The sequence below is a fragment of the Virgibacillus sp. genome (genome assembly GCF_013393565.1).
In the GTDB taxonomy this organism is placed as follows: domain Bacteria; phylum Bacillota; class Bacilli; order Bacillales; family Amphibacillaceae; genus Virgibacillus; species Virgibacillus dokdonensis.
Genome location: NZ_JABXHF010000032.1, coordinates 24922 through 43599 on the forward strand (window position 1 = coordinate 24922; position 18678 = coordinate 43599).

General features: G+C 36.7%; 15 protein-coding genes and 1 other annotated feature. Of the genes, 12 read left to right on the forward strand and 3 right to left on the reverse strand.

Features of this window, described 5'->3' with window-relative positions; all coding sequences use genetic code 11:
• The first annotated feature begins 2 nt into the window (after positions 1–2).
• The 6 genes from hemC (at position 3) to HLX49_RS08680 (ending at position 7491) form a co-directional block, all read left to right on the forward strand.
• Entirely contained in the window at positions 3–932 is a 930-nt protein-coding gene (gene hemC, locus HLX49_RS08655) for a hydroxymethylbilane synthase (protein ID WP_077703418.1), read from the forward strand.
• Positions 932–1708: a uroporphyrinogen-III synthase gene (locus HLX49_RS08660; RefSeq protein ID WP_296361276.1), complete on the forward strand. Its 777-nt coding sequence runs from the start codon at positions 932–934 to the stop codon at positions 1706–1708. Before hemC ends, HLX49_RS08660 begins: the two co-directional genes overlap by 1 nt.
• Positions 1705–2694, forward strand: a complete 990-nt coding sequence (hemB, locus tag HLX49_RS08665) for a porphobilinogen synthase (protein ID WP_101933825.1) — start codon at positions 1705–1707, stop codon at positions 2692–2694. The genes HLX49_RS08660 and hemB overlap by 4 nt, the downstream gene beginning before the upstream one ends.
• 14 nt (positions 2695–2708) lie before the next feature.
• A complete protein-coding gene (hemL, locus tag HLX49_RS08670; RefSeq protein ID WP_296361279.1) occupies positions 2709–3992 on the forward strand; it encodes a glutamate-1-semialdehyde 2,1-aminomutase in 1284 nt (427 codons plus the stop codon).
• Between the two features lie 630 nt (positions 3993–4622).
• Positions 4623–6011 (forward strand): LysM peptidoglycan-binding domain-containing protein, encoded by a 1389-nt coding sequence (locus tag HLX49_RS08675; RefSeq protein ID WP_296361281.1) that lies wholly within the window; start codon positions 4623–4625, stop codon positions 6009–6011.
• Between the two features lie 451 nt (positions 6012–6462).
• A complete protein-coding gene (locus tag HLX49_RS08680) occupies positions 6463–7491 on the forward strand; it encodes a phosphotransferase (protein WP_296361283.1) in 1029 nt (342 codons plus the stop codon).
• On the opposite strand, the gene HLX49_RS08685 is transcribed toward HLX49_RS08680, so the two are convergent.
• Complete coding sequence (locus HLX49_RS08685; RefSeq protein ID WP_073004679.1) at positions 7488–7676, reverse strand: hypothetical protein; 189 nt, start codon at positions 7674–7676, stop codon at positions 7488–7490. The two genes, HLX49_RS08680 and HLX49_RS08685, sit on opposite strands and share 4 nt — an antisense overlap.
• A 310-nt stretch (positions 7677–7986) precedes the next feature.
• Positions 7987–8258, forward strand: a binding site (T-box leader).
• 97 nt (positions 8259–8355) lie between these two features.
• Between HLX49_RS08685 and HLX49_RS08690 the strand changes: the two genes are divergently transcribed.
• Positions 8356–11004 carry a valine--tRNA ligase gene (locus tag HLX49_RS08690; RefSeq protein WP_077703423.1) on the forward strand — a complete coding sequence of 883 codons (2649 nt, stop codon included), beginning with the start codon at positions 8356–8358 and terminating at the stop codon, positions 11002–11004.
• 78 nt (positions 11005–11082) lie between these two features.
• Here HLX49_RS08690 and HLX49_RS08695 read toward each other — a convergent pair whose 3' ends face one another.
• Both HLX49_RS08695 and HLX49_RS08700 read right to left on the reverse strand, forming a co-directional pair.
• A complete protein-coding gene (locus tag HLX49_RS08695; protein WP_077703424.1) occupies positions 11083–11940 on the reverse strand; it encodes an ATP-grasp domain-containing protein in 858 nt (285 codons plus the stop codon).
• Positions 11933–12841, reverse strand: a complete 909-nt coding sequence (locus HLX49_RS08700) for an ATP-grasp domain-containing protein (protein ID WP_077703425.1) — start codon at positions 12839–12841, stop codon at positions 11933–11935. The genes HLX49_RS08695 and HLX49_RS08700 overlap by 8 nt, the downstream gene beginning before the upstream one ends.
• A gap of 314 nt (positions 12842–13155) precedes the next feature.
• On the opposite strand from HLX49_RS08700, the gene HLX49_RS08705 reads away from it, so the two are divergent.
• From HLX49_RS08705 to mreC, 5 genes are all read left to right on the forward strand, one after another.
• Positions 13156–14421 carry a bifunctional folylpolyglutamate synthase/dihydrofolate synthase gene (locus tag HLX49_RS08705; protein WP_077706879.1) on the forward strand — a complete coding sequence of 422 codons (1266 nt, stop codon included), beginning with the start codon at positions 13156–13158 and terminating at the stop codon, positions 14419–14421.
• A gap of 139 nt (positions 14422–14560) precedes the next feature.
• The gene (locus HLX49_RS08710) at positions 14561–15454 is read left to right on the forward strand and encodes a hypothetical protein (RefSeq protein WP_296361299.1); all 894 of its coding nucleotides are present in this window, start codon (positions 14561–14563) and stop codon (positions 15452–15454) included.
• 353 nt (positions 15455–15807) lie between these two features.
• Positions 15808–16488 carry a RadC family protein gene (gene radC, locus HLX49_RS08715; protein WP_077706880.1) on the forward strand — a complete coding sequence of 227 codons (681 nt, stop codon included), beginning with the start codon at positions 15808–15810 and terminating at the stop codon, positions 16486–16488.
• A gap of 681 nt (positions 16489–17169) precedes the next feature.
• Positions 17170–18210: a rod shape-determining protein gene (locus HLX49_RS08720; protein WP_077703427.1), complete on the forward strand. Its 1041-nt coding sequence runs from the start codon at positions 17170–17172 to the stop codon at positions 18208–18210.
• A 12-nt stretch (positions 18211–18222) separates the two neighbouring features.
• On the forward strand, positions 18223–18678 hold a 456-nt coding region (gene mreC / locus HLX49_RS08725), incomplete at its 3' end, for a rod shape-determining protein MreC (RefSeq protein ID WP_296361301.1).

An 18678-nucleotide genomic window follows, 5' to 3' on the forward strand; every position in this document is an offset into this window, starting at 1 on the left:
ACTTGCGTAAATTAGTTGTTGGTTCACGAAAAAGTAATCTTGCATTAACACAAACCAATTGGGTAATTAATCAATTAAAACAAGCTGGGGTTGAAAATGATTTTGAAGTGAAGAAAATCGTTACAAAGGGGGATCGTATTTTAGATGTTACTTTATCTAAAGTAGGTGGGAAAGGTCTGTTTATCAAGGAAATTGAGGAAGCTATGTATAACAAAGAAATTGATTTAGCTGTACATAGTATGAAGGATATGCCGTCTACGATGCCAGAAGGGTTGATTATAACAACTATTCCAGAGCGTGAAGACCATCGAGATGCGTTTATTTCTAAAGGAAATATTCGTTTAAAAGATTTGCCAAACGGGGCAATTGTAGGAACGAGCAGTTTACGAAGAGCTGCGCAAATACAAGCTGTAAGACCAGATGTCACTATAAAGTGGATACGTGGTAATATTGAAACAAGGATAAGAAAATTAAAGGAAGAAGATTATGATGCGATTGTGTTGGCTGTTTCTGGTTTAAAGCGAGTAGGTTTAAGTGAAACATTAATTACGGAGTACTTAGAGCCAGACGTTTGTGTTCCTGCAGTTGGGCAAGGCGCTTTAGCTATTGAATGCCGGGCGGATGATGATGAACTGAAAAAACTCTTAGCAACCCTTCATGATGAAGATACCGCTCGAACGGTTACAGCAGAACGAACCTTTTTGCATTTGTTGGAAGGCGGCTGTCAAGTACCAATCGGAGGCTATGCATATTTACAAGGAGAAACGATTGTACTGACAGCTTTTGTAGGCACACCTGATGGGAAAACAGTCTTAAAGGAAGTGGTACAAGGTAGTGATCCAGAAGCAGTTGGCAGGAAAGCAGCTACGTTATTACAAAATCGAGGAGCTAAGGAAATTATTGAAAAGGTAAAAGAGGAGTTAAATGAGTAATGAGCTTACCGTTAGATGGGAAGCGAATCTTAGTCACTCGCGAGCAAGAAAAAGCAACAGATTTTGCGAATAAAATTACTAATTTAGGCGGAGAACCAATACAAGTCCCACTTATTAATATTACTTGTAAACGTCCAATAAATGGGGATTTTGCACAACAATTGTCAAATTGTAATTGGATATTTTTCACAAGTGGGAATGGGGTAAGCTGCTTTTTTCAGTTCGTAAAGCACGACGCTGTCGCTTTAGAGAATGTGGTGCAAACTAAAATTGCTGTTGTGGGAAATAAAACGGATCTTAAGCTAAAAGAAATAACAGGTCGCTCTGCTGATTTTGTCCCAAGTTCTTTTGATGCTGAGACGATGGCAGAGGAGTTTTTAAGTCAATATCCTACCGACGATCATTTTTTGTTAGTAAGAGGAAATCTCTCTAGACATGTGTTGCCAGAGCGCTTTAAACAAAGCAATAAAACTTTTACAATGCTTGAAGTGTATGAAACCCATAAGAATGTCAAAGCAAAACCGTTGTTGCAATACGCCATAACGGATACTAAGGTTCATTATATTACATTTACAAGCCCGTCTACAGTGGAGTCATTTGTCGATCTAATAGGGGTCAGAAACGTCGCACCATGTGTATGCATTGGTACGACAACAGAACAACGGGCGAAGGAATTAGGATTTTCTAAAGTTCTAACAGCAAAAGATTTTACAATTAATGGTATGATTGATTGTATAAAGCAAGACGTGATGAAAAGAAAGGATGAAAAAAAATGACGAACATACCGACTTTTGACAGACACCGTAGATTAAGACGTACGGCTGGTATGAGAGACTTAGTAAGAGAAACACATTTGCATAAAACCGATCTTGTCTATCCCATGTTTATTGTTGAAGGAGAAAAGGTGAGAAAACAGGTTCCTTCTATGCCAGGAGTATACCAGTTATCGTTGGATTTACTTACGGAAGAAATAGATGAACTAGAAGAACTTGGTATTCAAGCTGTTATTTTGTTTGGGGTGCCAAATGAAAAAGATGAACAAGGGACGGGCGCTTTTATTGATGAAGGGATTGTCCAACAAGCTACACGAAAAATTAAAACAAAAGTACCATCAATGCTCGTAATTGCAGATACTTGTTTGTGTGAATATACGTCTCATGGACATTGTGGAGTCATTCATGACCATGATGTAGATAATGATGCGTCATTAGAGTTACTTGCTAAAACAGCAGTCTCCCAAGCAAAGGCAGGGGCTGACATTATTGCACCGTCAAACATGATGGATGGGTTTGTAGCAGTTATTCGTCAAGCTTTAGATCAAGCTGGTTTTACACAAATTCCTATTATGTCTTACGCGGTTAAATATGCTTCTTCTTTTTATGGTCCATTCCGAGATGCAGCAGATAGTACACCACAATTTGGAGATCGAAAAACATACCAAATGGACCCCGCGAATCGATTAGAAGCACTTCGTGAGGCGAAATCAGATGTTCATGAAGGTGCTGATTTTTTAATTGTAAAACCAGCTTTAAGCTACTTAGATATTGTGAGAGAAATGAAGAATAACTTTGATTTGCCGATTGTTGCCTATAATGTAAGCGGCGAATATGCGATGGTGAAAGCTGCAGCGCAAAATGGCTGGATTGATGAACAGGCGCTGGTTATGGAAAAACTATTATCTATGAAACGAGCTGGAGCAGATCTAATTATAACTTATTTTGCAAAAGATGTTGCAAAATGGTTAGTAGAAAAAAATAGATAGGAGGATGTCTGGTTATGAATTTTGATAAATCCAAAGCTGCTTATGAAGAAGCAGTTGATTTAATGCCTGGTGGTGTTAATTCACCTGTTCGTGCATTTAAATCAGTAGGTATGTCACCAATTTTTATGGAATCTGGTAAGGGAGCCAAAATAAGAGATATTGATGGTCATGAATACATTGATTACGTTTTAAGCTGGGGTCCACTCATTTTAGGACATGCTGATGAACGGGTCGTAACAAAATTAAAGGAAACAGCGGAAAAAGGTACCAGCTTTGGAGCGCCGACATTATTAGAAAATGAGCTTGCACAGCTAGTTATTGACCGCGTTCCATCCATAGAAATGGTTAGGATGGTTAATTCAGGTACGGAAGCAACAATGAGCGCTTTGCGTGTAGCAAGAGGCTACACAGGAAGAGATAAAATACTAAAATTTGAAGGGAACTACCATGGTCATGGTGATTCACTGTTAATTAAAGCAGGGTCAGGTGTGGCTACACTTGGACTTCCTGATAGTCCAGGTGTTCCTAAAACGATTGCTCAAAATACCATCACGGTTCCATATAATGACTTAGAAAGTGTACGTTATGCTTTTGAGACATATGGTGATGATATTGCTGCAGTTATTGTTGAACCTGTTAGCGGCAATATGGGAGTGGTTCCACCAATAGAAGGTTTTTTACAAGGATTAAGAGAAATTACGGAACAAAACGGCACCGTGCTTATTTTTGATGAAGTAATGACTGGCTTTCGGGTAGGTTACCAATGTGCGCAAGGTCATTTTGGAGTGACACCCGATATGACATGTCTCGGGAAAGTAATCGGTGGCGGATTACCAGTTGGTGCATATGGAGGTAAACGGGAGATTATTGAGAAAGTTGCTCCAACTGGATCCATCTATCAAGCTGGTACATTATCTGGTAACCCGCTAGCGATGACCGCGGGGCTTGAGACATTAAAAGCGTTAGATGAATCATCTTATGAAGCGATAAATAAAAAAGTGGACCGATTGGTAGAAGGGTTTACAGAGGCTTCCAATAAGCATCATATACCATTGCATATTAATCGAGCAGGTTCAATGGTTGGCGTCTTTTTTACTAATGAAAAAGTAATTAATTTTGAAACTGCTCAATCTGCTAATCTTGACTATTTTTCTCAATATTATCGCTCTATGATTGAAAATGGTGTGTTCCTTCCACCTTCACAATTTGAAGGCCTGTTTTTATCAACTGCGCATACAGACGAAGATATTGAACATACGATAAAAGCAATTGACACAGCTTTTGCTTCTATAGAGTAACGAAGCTTATTACTAAGTTACGCCTTTTTTATGGTGTGTATTTATTTCGATTAACCTATGCCAGAGAATAGAACATAATTTAAAGACCTCTACTAGTAGTATTAGTACTAATAGCATGTAATTTTTGATATACATGCCACTAGTGAGGTCTTTTTTTGCAATAAATGAAAAAACTCACAAATTGAAACGATCCTAGCTATTCTTAAAGTCTCATGCAACTACTACGGAAGTCAAGTTTTTCTACATAGTTATAACCTCAAATTTCCAGCACTTTATTTATGTACACTTTAAACGATTTTTCATACAACGTTTATTTTGGAAACGCACAAGCGTCATGTAGATAGTGACCGCTGCAAAACTTTCCATTGGCCCAAAAGCCAGCCTCCTCGAAAAAAAGCGGTTCTCTTATTCTTGCAGGGTCTTCCGCTACGCTTTCCCATCTTAGTCTCCGGATTTCCTTCGCTAGCTTAAGCAAAAAGGTTCATTTTTAGTAAAGTCGTAATAAAGAAGCTGTTTTTAACTTCATGGAAATCAACTTTACCGTTTGTAATATCCTAATGAAAATATTCATATAGTTGAATATAAGGCATATCATCATATATGAACTATATGGTGGAGAGGAGGAGAGCCGTGACAAATGAAGCGTCCGTATTTCAGTTTGAATTGAATGAAACACTCTATTTTGAAAAAGGACAGGAAGTAAATGAAATGAGAGGGGTTTCATTGGAGCCAGACATCTCTATTCATTCATTTCACGACTATATTTCAATCAGAGGAGTTATTGAATTAAAAGGAGAGTATGAAAAAAGCAGACACACCGTTTTTCAAGATAATTTAGAAGAAGATGTGATGGGCTCTAAACGCTATGTTGAAGTCGTGGAGCAAGATGAAGAAGGGGTATCTATATTTTCTCATCACTTCCCAGTAGAAATTTCTGTACCTGCAAACCGCATTGCAAACTTAAACGATATAAGCGTGTATATTCAGACATTTGATTATGAAATCCCCAATCCAACCCTATTCCGACTTTATTCAACAATTGAAATTCATGGCATTCAACAAGAAGAAATAACTGATGCACGAGAAAAAGAGTCGCAAGAACAGTTTAACTATCTACCTCCCGAAGAAGATAAGTCTAATCGAGGAGATCAAGAAGCTGATCATTTTCAGTTTGAAATGAAACAATCAGAGCAAGATTATAAAACAGAAAATGAGGAGATGAACCCATCTTTACCATTTCTAACGGTACCAGAGCAAGATAGGTCAGATGAAAAAAGCAAATTTAAGGAAATAGAGCAAGAAGAAACAATACTATCTGATGAAAATCCAGAGAAAATAACAGAACATCTAGATAAGGAAGGTGAGCAAACTGATGAAGTAGGGAGATGGAAGTATAAAGAGACGAAAACGCTAAAGGAATTTTTTGATTCTAAACAAGAGGATACTAGTGATGTTCATGAAGAAGAATCGGGTGAAGATGAGGGGACAGAACAATATGAACAAGTAGTTTATGACTCTACTCATGAAACAATTCAAGAAAGTGAAGAACGAGTCACTGAAGAAAAAAGCAATGTAACAGATTATGAACAAGAAAGAGAAGTCGAAACGAATGAAGAGCAAAATAATTTAAACGGCGATGACCAAGGGAGAAAAGCTGCAGAAGCTGAAGTTACGGAAGAACCTAACAATTTTAATGAGATGAAGATGAAGCAAAATAATGATGAGAATGATCAAGAAGCGTTATCCGTCTCGCCGGAAATTAATCAGACGAGTGGTGATCGACACATCAATGATGAGATCCAGGATGTCACCTACTTAGCAGATATTTTTAGTAATAAAGCTGAAAATAGTTATACTAGCATGAGGTTATGTTTCGTACAGGAAGAAGATTCGATCGATTCCATTGCGGAAAGGTATCAAGTTTCTGCACTACAATTAATTAAACAAAATCAATTGGATGATGATTATGAAGTTACGCAAGGTCAATTACTGTACATTCCACAAAAGAAAAACAAATGATGCTCTTTTCGTTATAGAGGTAAGGGTGCCTGTAGCTTCCTTAAAAGCTAGTATTGGCACCTCATTTTTCATTAACCAAAGGTATAGAAGTTTTTTTACGCTATAGAAAAGTATGAGATTTTTTGGTTTATAATATAAGAAAAACAAAGGCTTTTGCCATAAGATTTGGCGATAAGCCAAGTTTTTCTAAGGCTAAATATAATCGAACTCTATGACTTATCGCGGATAAAGGTGCTGTAAGACTCCTACTTCAAGATTGGAAGATGTGAGCGGAACAAGTCTAAGTGGGAGATACACCGCCTTACTCTCCTTTTTCGTAAAAGCCCTTTAAATCGTATTCCTTGTGCTGCTGAACAACCAGCGGGGTACGAAAGAAAACCCCACTAATTGATAAGAGTGTAAAGGCATGAGCCTAATTTTTGTTCGCTTTGAAACTAGGGTGGTGAAGAAAATGGATACCTTACAAGAAGTTTTGCATGCTTATTCTATTCGACCTTTTTACATAGAAAAACAAACGGAACGGCTCTACATGGTGCAAGACTACAACCAGCAATATGCGTTAAAACATAGCCGGCTAACGGAAGAAACGATCGTTATGTGGGAACAAGTTTATAAATTGGCTTATGAAGAATATCTTTTTCCTATTTTACCAGTTTATTTAACGAAGCAAGGAAAGTTATATGAAAAAAAAGGAGAGCTTATTTATTATGTGACACCTTGGAAAGAAAGCCGAGAAACAGAATTAGATCAATCCACGATTGATAAAATCTTTCAAAGCTTTGGATTGATTCATATGAAAACAAAACGGCGACATTTGGTTGAAATCCAGCAGTTTAAGCAAGCTTTTCAACAGTATAAACAGCATTGTTTGACCTTACAGCAACAATTACTTACATTTGTAGAGGAGTACGAACAACATCGCTTTATGTCCCCATTTGAATTACTTGTGTGCACGCAATTTAAAGATGTTAATTATAGTCTGAATGAAACGATACGAAGAATTGATCAACTGTTGGATGAACAGGAAGAGACTTGGTATTATAGTTTGTGTCATAAGAACATCAAAACTTCACATACTTTAGTTGATCAAGGTCAGCTCTATTTTATAAATTGGGAGAATGCAGGGTTTGACTATCCCGTTTTTGATTTAGTTGCTTTTTTTCAAGAAGAAACAAAGCATTATGATACTCCGACTAATATGCTGCTGCGCGGATTTGACAAGTATATGAATGAGAACGAACTGACCAAGAAAGAACTATATTTGTTAGTCATTCAATTATTAGATTCACAAGCTTATCTAAGTTGTGTCAAAAATCATAAACAAGCAAACACATCCATGCTGAAACAAATAATTCATTTACAGCATACATTTCGCCGTATACTGTTTGGGTTGCAACTTTCTGCACATGTGGAAAAAACGTATGATACGATCGATCTGGATGATCTGGACGACCTAGATGATTTGGATGAAACAGATTAAATCCATTCCAAATAAAAAGCTATAAAAATGCCAACGATAATACCCAGAAGAAATACATCAAAGGTGGTTGGGAAAAATAAAGTACGAATCAATTGAAAAATTAATATAGGCAGTGTACATCTTTCGATTACGATAATACAATTTCTAGCCCATGGTGGTAGCCGGTAACGGTAATATCTTGCCAATGAGACTCTCTCCTTTACATCAGAAATTTGTATTGTTACTATACTATATGTATAAATTGATCTTTTTGGTGCAAACCTTACTATGTAACGGGTTATTTATTTAAGAATAGATGATAGCACTAGCAATTAGATAAACGTCCACAAACACTTACAATAACAGTGAAGAGTTACATTCTTTAAGCTGCTTTTTGTCGTAAACATTCCAGAGCTGGGAAAAGAACGCCCTATTTCATTTTAGTGAATAAACAGTTGACGTAAAGAGGAATTATATATAAAATAAAGCTATTCTAATAATATGCATGTAAACAATGAAAATGTAAAGAATGGGAAGAGTACAGGATAATTATCATGTAGAGATGGAAATCATTGGCTGAAAGTTTCCTTGAAAGATTATGCTGGAATGTCGCCCAGGAACAGCTCCTTTGAAAAATAAGGCTACGATGATGTCTTCTTTTAAGTAGAAGGAAGCCGGTCTATGTACCGTTATCAACAAATGAAGTGTGTATACTTTGTTTCTTTATTACACTAGAAGTATACAAATAAAGGTGGTACCACGGAAAGCAAGCCCTTTTCGTCCTTTTATAGGACAAAAGGGTTTTTTTTACACTTTGGTAAGTGTCAAAAACGTATAAGAGAAACTACAGCTTTCTAAAAAAGATATTGTCAGGAGGAGCATGTCATGCACGAACAAGAATCAAAACCTTCACTTTCTGCTAAATACAACCCGCAGGAAGTAGAAAAAGGTCGCTATCAATTTTGGCTAGAAGGAAACTATTTTAAAGCAAAGAACGATACGGAGAAAGAACCCTATTCTATTGTTATTCCCCCACCAAATGTTACAGGACGGTTGCATTTAGGGCACGCTTGGGATACGACAATGCAAGATACCATTTCTAGAATGAAACGTATGCAAGGATATGATGTATTATGGCTCCCTGGTATGGATCATGCTGGGATTGCTACACAAGCAAAAGTGGAAGGAAAGCTAAAAGAACAAGGTACGAATCGTTATGAGCTAGGTAGAGAAAAATTTCTCGAAAAAGCCTGGGAATGGAAGGAAGAGTACGCTGCGTTTATTCGTTCACAATGGGAAAAGTTAGGGCTTAGTTTAGACTATTCACGTGAACGGTTCACGCTTGATGAAGGTTTGTCAGATGCAGTTAGAGAAGTATTTGTAAAATTATACGAGCAAGGTTTAATTTATCGCGGAGAATATATTATAAATTGGGATCCAGATACAAAAACGGCTTTATCCGATATCGAAGTGATTTATGAAGAAGTGCAGGGCAAATTTTATCATATGCTCTACCCGTTAAAAGATAGCGATGAGAAAATCGAAATTGCTACCACACGCCCAGAGACGATGTTAGGTGATACTGCGATTGCTGTTCACCCTGATGATGAACGATATAGCCATTTAATTGGCAAAAAAGCTATTTTGCCAATCGTCGGTCGTGAAATACCAATTGTTGCAGATGAGTATGTAGATATGGAATTTGGTTCTGGTGCAGTGAAAATTACGCCCGCTCATGATCCAAACGATTTCGAAGTTGGGAATAGACATGATTTAGAACGAGTATTAGTTATGCATGAAGATGGAACGATGAATGAAAATGCTGGTATTTATGAAGGAATGGACCGATTTGTGTGCAGAAAACAAATTGTTCACGATTTGAAAGAACAAGGTGTACTATTTAAGATTGAAGACCATCTGCACCAAGTTGGTCACTCTGAACGAAGTGGCGCTGTCGTGGAGCCATACTTATCTACGCAATGGTTTGTAAAAATGAAACCACTAGCAGATGCTGCAATCGAGCTACAAGCAGGAAGTGACAAAGTTAATTTTGTTCCACAGCGTTTTGAAAGAACCTATTTAAATTGGATGGAAAATATTCGTGATTGGTGTATTTCTCGCCAACTATGGTGGGGGCACCGCATACCAGCTTGGCATCATAAAGAAACAAAAGAAATTTATGTCGGCAAGGAAGCTCCCGACGATATAGAAAATTGGGAGCAAGATGAAGATGTATTAGACACTTGGTTTTCATCTGCTTTATGGCCATTTTCTACCATGGGATGGCCGGATGTAGGAGCAGAAGATTACAAGCGGTATTTTCCAACTGGAGTTCTCGTAACAGGTTATGATATTATTTTCTTCTGGGTTTCAAGAATGATTTTTCAATCGAAGCATTTTACGAATCAAAAGCCGTTTGATGATGTTTTGATCCACGGATTGATTCGAGATGCAGAAGGAAGAAAAATGAGTAAATCGTTAGGCAACGGTGTCGATCCAATGGATGTCATTGATAAATATGGTGCTGATTCATTACGTTATTTTCTATTGACTGGTTCTACCCCTGGTCAAGATTTACGCTTTCATTGGGAAAAGGTAGAAGCAACATGGAACTTTGCGAATAAGGTGTGGAATGCTTCTCGTTTTTCTTTAATGAATTTAGCGGATTTTTCGTATGAAGATATTGATTTAACAGGCGAAAAGTCTTTGGCAGATAAGTGGATATTAACCCGTTTAAATGAAACAATTGAGCATGTAACTAGAAATAACAATAAATATGAATTTGGCGAAGCTGGCCGTCAATTATATAACTTTATTTGGGATGAACTATGTGATTGGTATATTGAAATGGCAAAAATACCATTATATGGAGATGACAAAACTCAAAAACAAACAACACGTTCTGTGCTCGTTTATGTTTTAGATCAAACGATGCGTATGTTGCATCCATTCATGCCGTTTATTACAGAAGAAATTTGGCAACAGTTACCACATCAAGGAGAATCTATCACAGTTGCCACTTGGCCAGAGCCAAGAGATGAATTCCATGATGAACAGGCAGCAAATGAAATGAAGCGACTAGTGGCGATTATCAAAGCTGTCCGTAATATTCGTGCAGAAGTAGATACACCAATGTCAAAACAAGTTAAACTACTCATCCAAGCGGAGAATGAATCTATTGTGAAGGAATTAGAAGAAGAGCGTCACTATTTAGAACGTTTTTGTAACACAAGTGAATTAGCCATTATGGAAAAGATCGATGTCCCTGAAAAAGCATTGTCAGCAGTAGTGACAGGAGCAGAACTATTTTTACCATTAGAAGGGCTAATTGATTTTGACAAAGAAATTGCTCGCTTAGAAAAAGATCTAGCTAAATGGACAAAAGAAGTAGAGCGTGTGCAGAAAAAACTCGCAAACGAAGGGTTTATTAATAAAGCACCTCAGGCAGTAATTGAAGCAGAAAAACAAAAAGAAAAAGAGTACTTGGATAAACAAGCGAAGGTTCAAGCAAGATTACATGAATTAAAAAACTAACAAATTTAAGGGTTACCTACTTCGAACTGAATGTAAGAAGTAGGTAACCCTTATTGCATGATTGCATGATAAAAAGGATTACGACTGGATGTGTTTTTTGATATGCTCCACATATAACCGTAGTATATTTGTATTGCTAACGGCACTTAGTATGCGAGAACCGACAACATCTTCAATTTCATTAAATAATAGTTCTCCATCCATACTTAGTAAGAAATCAATTCCTACCATTCCAAAATCGAAATAATCAATAATCGTTTGGATTCTTGTTGCTTCTTTTTTGGACAATGTATATAGTGTTGCACTACCACCAAGCTTGTAGTTGGCTCTAAAATCGGTATTACTTTCTCTAAGTACAGCTGCGATAATTTTTTTCCCTACGACAAAAACGCGCAAGTCTTTGCCTTGTTGCACATGGCAACTTTGCATGATGATGTCACTGCCTTTTATTTTCTTCATACATGCTAAATACTCCAACTCATTAGTGATCATATAAACCTCTTTTCCACCTCTGCCTGCAACGGTTTTTACTACAAATGGAAAAGAAAGCGGAGGGGAATCTTTTAAAAAAGAAGCTTTATGGAAATATGTGTCTACCATTGGAACATTGAGTTGATGTACATAATGATGCGTTAACGCTTTGTTATTGCAAATAGTTGCTATGTGAGAGTTGTTAAAAACATTAATTCCACAACTTTCCAGATGAATACTAAGCATAGGATCAATGGTACGAACAACTGCAAATTCAGGTAAAGGTTCTATCTGATGGTTATTTAATAGGACTTGGCGCTGTTTATGAATTCCAATCGTCAGGTCTTCCCTACGTACAAGCTGCAGATGGATGGATTGAAGTGCTGCTTCTTCCATAAACCAATGAATATAGGCTTTATTTACTTCAATATCTTCATCACTATAGATAAGCCAGCCGTTATGCATTTGTGTTCCCTTCTATCTTCTTAAAAATATAGTCAATTATAAAGGTAGCAACATTTATTCCCGTGGCATCAAACAAATTGCGGATGTGAGCATTGGAGTTGATCTCGCAAATTATAGGAGAATCATTTTCTCCAACTAATAGATCAACACCTGCGAAATCAGCTCCAATGGATTGTGTAGCTAGGATCGCCAGTTTTTGTTCTTCCTCCGACGGTTCATACGCCTCCATTGTACCACCAGCAGTAATATTTGCTCTGAAATCATGTGCTGACTGTCGTTTCATGGCCGCAACAACTTTATTGCCTACAACATGCAGCCGTAAATCTTTTCCATAGCTAGTAGAAATGAATCTTTGTAAAACGAAGGGCTTTGTTGCCAAATTTTTAATTTGCTGAATTAAGTCCGCTTTATTATGGATAAGATACACTTGTTCGCCAAAAGAGCCGAATGCTTCTTTTACAATCATAGGAAAACCCAAACGGTGAATTGCAGCTTGCAGTGCGCCAGGCTTTAGCTGTTGGGAAGTAAATGTTTTCGGATAAATAATCGTTTTAGGTATTGGAAGCTTAGCTGTTGCAAGCTGTTGATACGTTAATATTTTGTCATCACTAATACGAATTGCTTCCGAAGAATTAAACACGCTTATACCTAATAATTCGAGCTGCTTAGCTAGGTAAATATCTTTATCTGTAAACACTACAAAGTCAGGCAAAGCGCTAGGTTGCTCTTCCGTTAATACAGATAATTCGCTTTGAGATAAAAAAGATAAGAGTTCGCTATTTGACATGATTTTTACGTTGCTAGCTCTTTGTATCGCTGCTTTTTCTAGCCATTGTGCAAAATCAATAAATTTCTTGCCGGGTAAACTATCGTTATATATAATCCATCCAGTTACGTGCATCAGTTCTTTCCTTTCTGCTATACTTATAATCGTTCATAAAATTTTTCAACTTTACAAGTAAGCACTTTTAATTAAAATTTTTACGAAAAGATTTATCCTAGATATAGGTGCTGTATGACTCCCACTTCAAAATGAAGATGTGAGCGAAATAAAGTAAGAGGTAACAGCACTTAAATCCCGGATTCGTCATAGGCCTTTAGGGCATACTGGGCTGCTAACAATCAGTCGGGGATGAAAGAATCTACAGATTGAAGATTCACTTTATGTTATAAATTAAATACTACTCATGAAAGGATTGTACATAATTGCATACAATGAAGCAAATAGAAGCATTTTTTAATCATCGGCATCAGTTAGGTGTTAAACCTGGTTTGGAACGTATGCAACAATTACTTGCTTTACTTGGTCACCCTGAAAAACGATTAAATGCTGTTCATATTGCCGGCACTAATGGAAAAGGATCTACTGCCGCTTTTGTGAAACAAGGTTTGCAAGCAAGTGGCTATCAAGTAGGAGTGTTTACTTCACCAAGCTTACATGGAATTCGCGGGTATATTTATGTAGAGGAAGAACCAATTTCTGAACAAGCATTTTTAAAAGTGTGGGAAAAAGTTTACCCAGCGGTTCAGGAATTAGATCAAAAAAATCAATCCCCAACAGAGTTTGAAATATTGACAGCTATTGCGTTCTTTTATTTTGTTACCAATGTTGACATTGCTGTTATAGAAGCTGGAATGGGAGGGAGAGAAGATACGACAAACTGTATAATCCCTTTAGTATCTATTATTACTAGTGTTAGTAAAGATCATATGGCTTTTCTTGGTCAGACAATACCTGAGATTGCTTTACATAAAGCAGGGATTATTAAACAAGGAGTTCCAGTTGTTATTGGACAATTACAATTAGCTGCTAAAGAGGTGATTATACAAGAAGCGGAGGCTAAGGAAGCTCCAGTCTATCAATTAGGGTTGCATTTTCATTATCAAAGTCTACCTTCTAAAGAATGGAATCATATGGAATGGAACCTACCTTATACGAAGGGAGCTGCTTTTAAACTTAAATTGTATGGAGAACATCAATTAGCGAACGCATCATTAGCGTTAATGGCTTTACATTTAATACAGCAGAAAGGATGTATCATCCAGTTGTCGAAATTACCAACTGCTTTTTTTGACGTACAATTAGAAGGTAGATTTGAACTAGTGTCCCAACATCCTATTATAATTCTTGATGGAGCTCATAATCCAGCAGGAATTCGTGCATTTATAGACACACTGGAGAAAGTCTTTCCATATCAAGAAAGGCAGCTATTATTTGCAGCTTTTAAAGATAAAGCAATTGATGAGATGATGATTCCTCTAACGGGTAAATTTAGTGAAATTTACTTAACCACTTTTGATCACCCGAGAGCTGCAAGTATATCTGAAATGAAAAAAATCTCGTTACCTTCAATGAAAACCATTAATTCGTGGGAAAATGCGATCAGTAAAATGAGTGACCCAAACACTGTATATTGTATTACAGGTTCGCTTCATTTCATTTCTATTGTAAGGTCGTATTTACTCAGTAAGAATAAATAATAGTTTTAGTGGCACCATGTAATGGAAAAAGGTATCACATTATGTTGAACAATTTCTTAAAAAGCTGACAAACTTCGTCTTACTTTTCACATGTTTTTTGCTAGAGTAAAATAGAACTCTTCTAACAGGAGGCAAAACTGTGAAAAAGGACAAGCGTAAAATAACAGTCTGGAAAAACGGTCAGCAGGTGAAGCTGTCTATGTATTCATCAAAAAATAATGATACAACTGGGGAGACAGAGAATGAGGAAGCTGCAACACTAACGGATACAGAGGAAGAAGTTCCATCATACGCCCGACTATCTGATAAGAAGTTTTCAGTTTATCCCATATTTTTTAAAAAAATAAAGCATATGAAACCTTTAATTATTGCCATTGCTTCAGCTTTTATTATAGGGACATTGCTGGGGATTACATTGATTCGAATGTTTGTTACCATTGATGAAGATCGCCAAGCCAATAGTGAGGAGAATAACGCTAGCGTGACCGAAACTAGCCGTGAAAAAGAAAGGAAAGAACTAGATGGTCACGCAAATATAAAAGGTTTTGATATTTTTGTATTGCAGGGAGGCGTTTTTTCTGAAGCAGGAAATGCACAGACGTGGCAAAAGAAGTTTCAAGAGGAAGGGCTACCTGCAATGATTTGGGAAAAAGATAAGCAATATTTTTTATTAATATCTGCGGCTGCCTCAAAGGAAAAAGCGGAACGGTTAAAAAATGATATCAATTCAGAATTGGATATTTATGTAAAAAAATGGCAGATTCATGTGGGAGAAGAGGGACTGAAGAAAGAAGAAAGAAGCTGGATGCAGACATTTGCGGATGTATGGCGGAAAGATATGCAACAACAAAAAGTATCTAAAGAACAATGGGAATCTACCAAAAAAACTATCCCTAAACGTCTCCAAAGCTTAGGTAATGCAATGAATCAACATGTAATTGAAGAAAAAAATGATAGGGCTGTAGACTTAGGAGCAAATTTACTAACTTTATGGTATGAATTAATACATGAGCTTAACCGTGAAAAAAAATAGTGAACGAATAAAAGAATACTACACTACTATCTTGTAAAAGTAGGATGATGTAAGAAAACAATATCGTATAAAGTTAATAGCTTTAAATAGGGTTGAACCCTTCTACAAAATGGTTGGAATAAAACTTCCCATGCTGTTTTACAATTTATTATACTTCAAGTTTTTTACTTGCTTATCTACTGAGAATAGAATTTTTAAGAAAAAACAGTTACTCATATGGCGGTTTTTCTCATATATAAAGCTTTTTTTGTCTCAGATATTTAGTTGTTTTTTTAAAATTGCTGGTTTGTTTAAACAAAGAATCCTCTGTAAGATACAAGTATCTTAGTTAAAGGGGGATGAAAATGACTTCAATGCCTATTATGATCAAAGATGTACCTAAAGATGACCGCCCCAGAGAAAGGTTACTAAAGGTTGGCCCTGGACAGGTGTCAAATGCAGAATTATTGGCTATTATTCTTGGGAGTGGGACAAAATCAGAATCTGTACTTTCTTTATCTAATCGCCTATTGATGCATTTTGAAGGTTTAAAACTTTTAAATGATGCAACCATAGAAGAGTTAATAGCTATAAAAGGAATCGGCAGAGCTAAAGGTGTCCTCGTTTTAGCAGCCATTGAGTTGGGAAAGCGAATGAACGGTTTTCAATCAGGTGATCGTTATGTCATTCGGTCTCCTGAAGATGGCGCAGATTACATTATGGAAGATATGCGAGTATTAAACCAGGAACATTTTGTAGCACTATTTTTAAACACCAAAAATCAAGTTATTCACCGGCAAACGATTTTTATTGGCAGTTTAAACGCTTCTATTGTTCACCCTAGAGAAGTATTTCGTGAAGCTGTTAAACGTTCTGCCGCTTCCATAATTGTTGCTCATAACCATCCTTCAGGCGACCCAACACCTTCCCGGGAAGATATTCATGTAACCAGGAGATTAGTTGAGTCCGGAAAAATGATCGGGATTGAACTGATGGATCATTTAATTATAGGCAATCGTAAATTTGTTTCTTTAAAAGAAAAAGGTTACTTGTAAGATAGTGTAATCTAATAGTCTGGCTAAAAATATGCGTTAAGAAATTGAATTCAAAGCGTACTGTAAGAATGACATCGCCTTTTTATCCTTGTTGCCAAAATCTTACTACAGTCTACGTTTTCACTTCAGAAGTTATCGTTTCTTATGATAATTTGAATGATCTACATGAAGTGATCAAACATGCTTTTATCAAAATCCTCACCAGCAATAACTATAAGTTCCCAATCCTTATTTGCTTCATGTGAAATTTATTTGTTGTATGCTAGTGTTTTTTTTACGTATGGACGCTCTACTTATGCTCATATTTTTAAAATACGCTACGCTTAGCATTACCTACTACGTCCTGTTAAACATTCGCCTGCTAAGCTGAAACAAAAAGTTGTTTTGTGAAAATGAAACCCAGTTAAACATAGATGTGGATCATGCTTGACAAAAAACTTGTATTAACACTATCTATTTTTTATTTTTTTTCGTATAATTATATAGAAAAGAAATGAAGGAAGCGCCATTTTTCAGTAAACCTGAGGAAAGTGGCGCTTGTTACGCTTATATTTATGTATAATAAGCGCATGTTATACTAGATAATTGTTTTACTTTTTAACGGGAAAACGAGATAATTGAAAATAACATAATACGAGCTACATAAAAATATATGTATGCAAACTGGAAAGGGAGATTTTTTTGGGATTATTTAATTTTTCTCAGGATTTAGGAATAGATTTAGGTACAGCCAACACGCTTGTATTTGTTAAGGGCAAAGATGTTGTTGTTAGTGAGCCTACAGTGGTAGCCAAAAATAAAAACACTGGAGATATTGAAGCTGTAGGAAGCGCAGCGCGTAATATGATTGGACGAACTCCAGGAAATATTGTTGTCATTCGACCAATGAAAGACGGAGTAATTGCTGATTATGATACAACAGCTACCATGATGAAATATTATATTAATAAAGCAATGAAGAATAGATCTTATTTTGCAAAAAAACCAAATGTAATGGTATGTGTTCCTTCGGGCATTACGATGGTTGAAGAAAGAGCAGTTATTGATGCAACGAAACAAGCGGGCGCAAAGGAAGCTTATCCTATTTCCGAGCCTTTTGCAGCAGCTATTGGAGCAGACCTCCCTGTTTGGGAACCAACGGGGAGTATGATTATAGACATTGGTGGTGGCACAACGGAAGTTGCAGTTATTTCATTAGGTGGTGTCGTAACCAGCCGTTCTGTTCGAACAGCTGGTGATAACATGGATGAAGCCATTACTCAATATATTCGTAAGCATTATAGTTTAATGATCGGCGAACGAACAGCAGAATCCATTAAGTTGGAAATTGGTACAGCAGGGAAAGTGGATGTGAATGAAGAAATTGATATACGAGGAAGAGACCTTTTAACAGGTTTACCAAAAACAATTACCGTTACTGCAGAGGAAATTTCTGTAGCGTTAAAGGATACCGTAGACTCCATTGTGGAAGCTGTGAAAAATACACTAGAAAAAACCCCACCAGAGCTTGCAGCAGATATTATGGATAGGGGAGTCGTTTTATCTGGTGGAGGAGCTTTACTAAAAAATATTGATCAGGTTATAAGTGATGAAACCAAAATGCCTGTGTTTATTACGGAAAATCCACTGGAAAGTGTAGCGATTGGTACGGGTAAATCACTGGAATATATACACCACTTTCGATCCCAACCACATGTGTCATCACGTCATACTGTAGATTAAGTGGGTGTTTAGATGTCTTTTTTACGCAAAAAGCGATTGTTCATTCTATTAATTGGTTTTATACTGCTTGTAGCTTTGATAGGTTTCTCTTTAAGGGATCGAGAAGACCTAACAATAATAGAAGAAATAGTCAATGATACGGTCGGTTGGGCACAAAGCGTGGTTCATGCTCCAGTAAATTGGGTAACAAACGTTACTCGTAATATTGGAGATTTCAAGGATACGTATGAAGAAAATAAATTACTAAAACAAAAACTTGCTGAATATAAAGGGCTTATTTATGAAGTTCAAGAATTGAAAGAAGAAAATGAGGATTTAAGAAACAACCTTGAACTGACAGAATCGGATGCAATACGAAAATATAACCCTATACAAGCAACAGTAATTTCTAGATCGCCTGAAAGGTGGCTAGAACAAATTACGATCAATAAAGGGAAAGATGATGGAGTTAAAAAGAACATGGCAGTG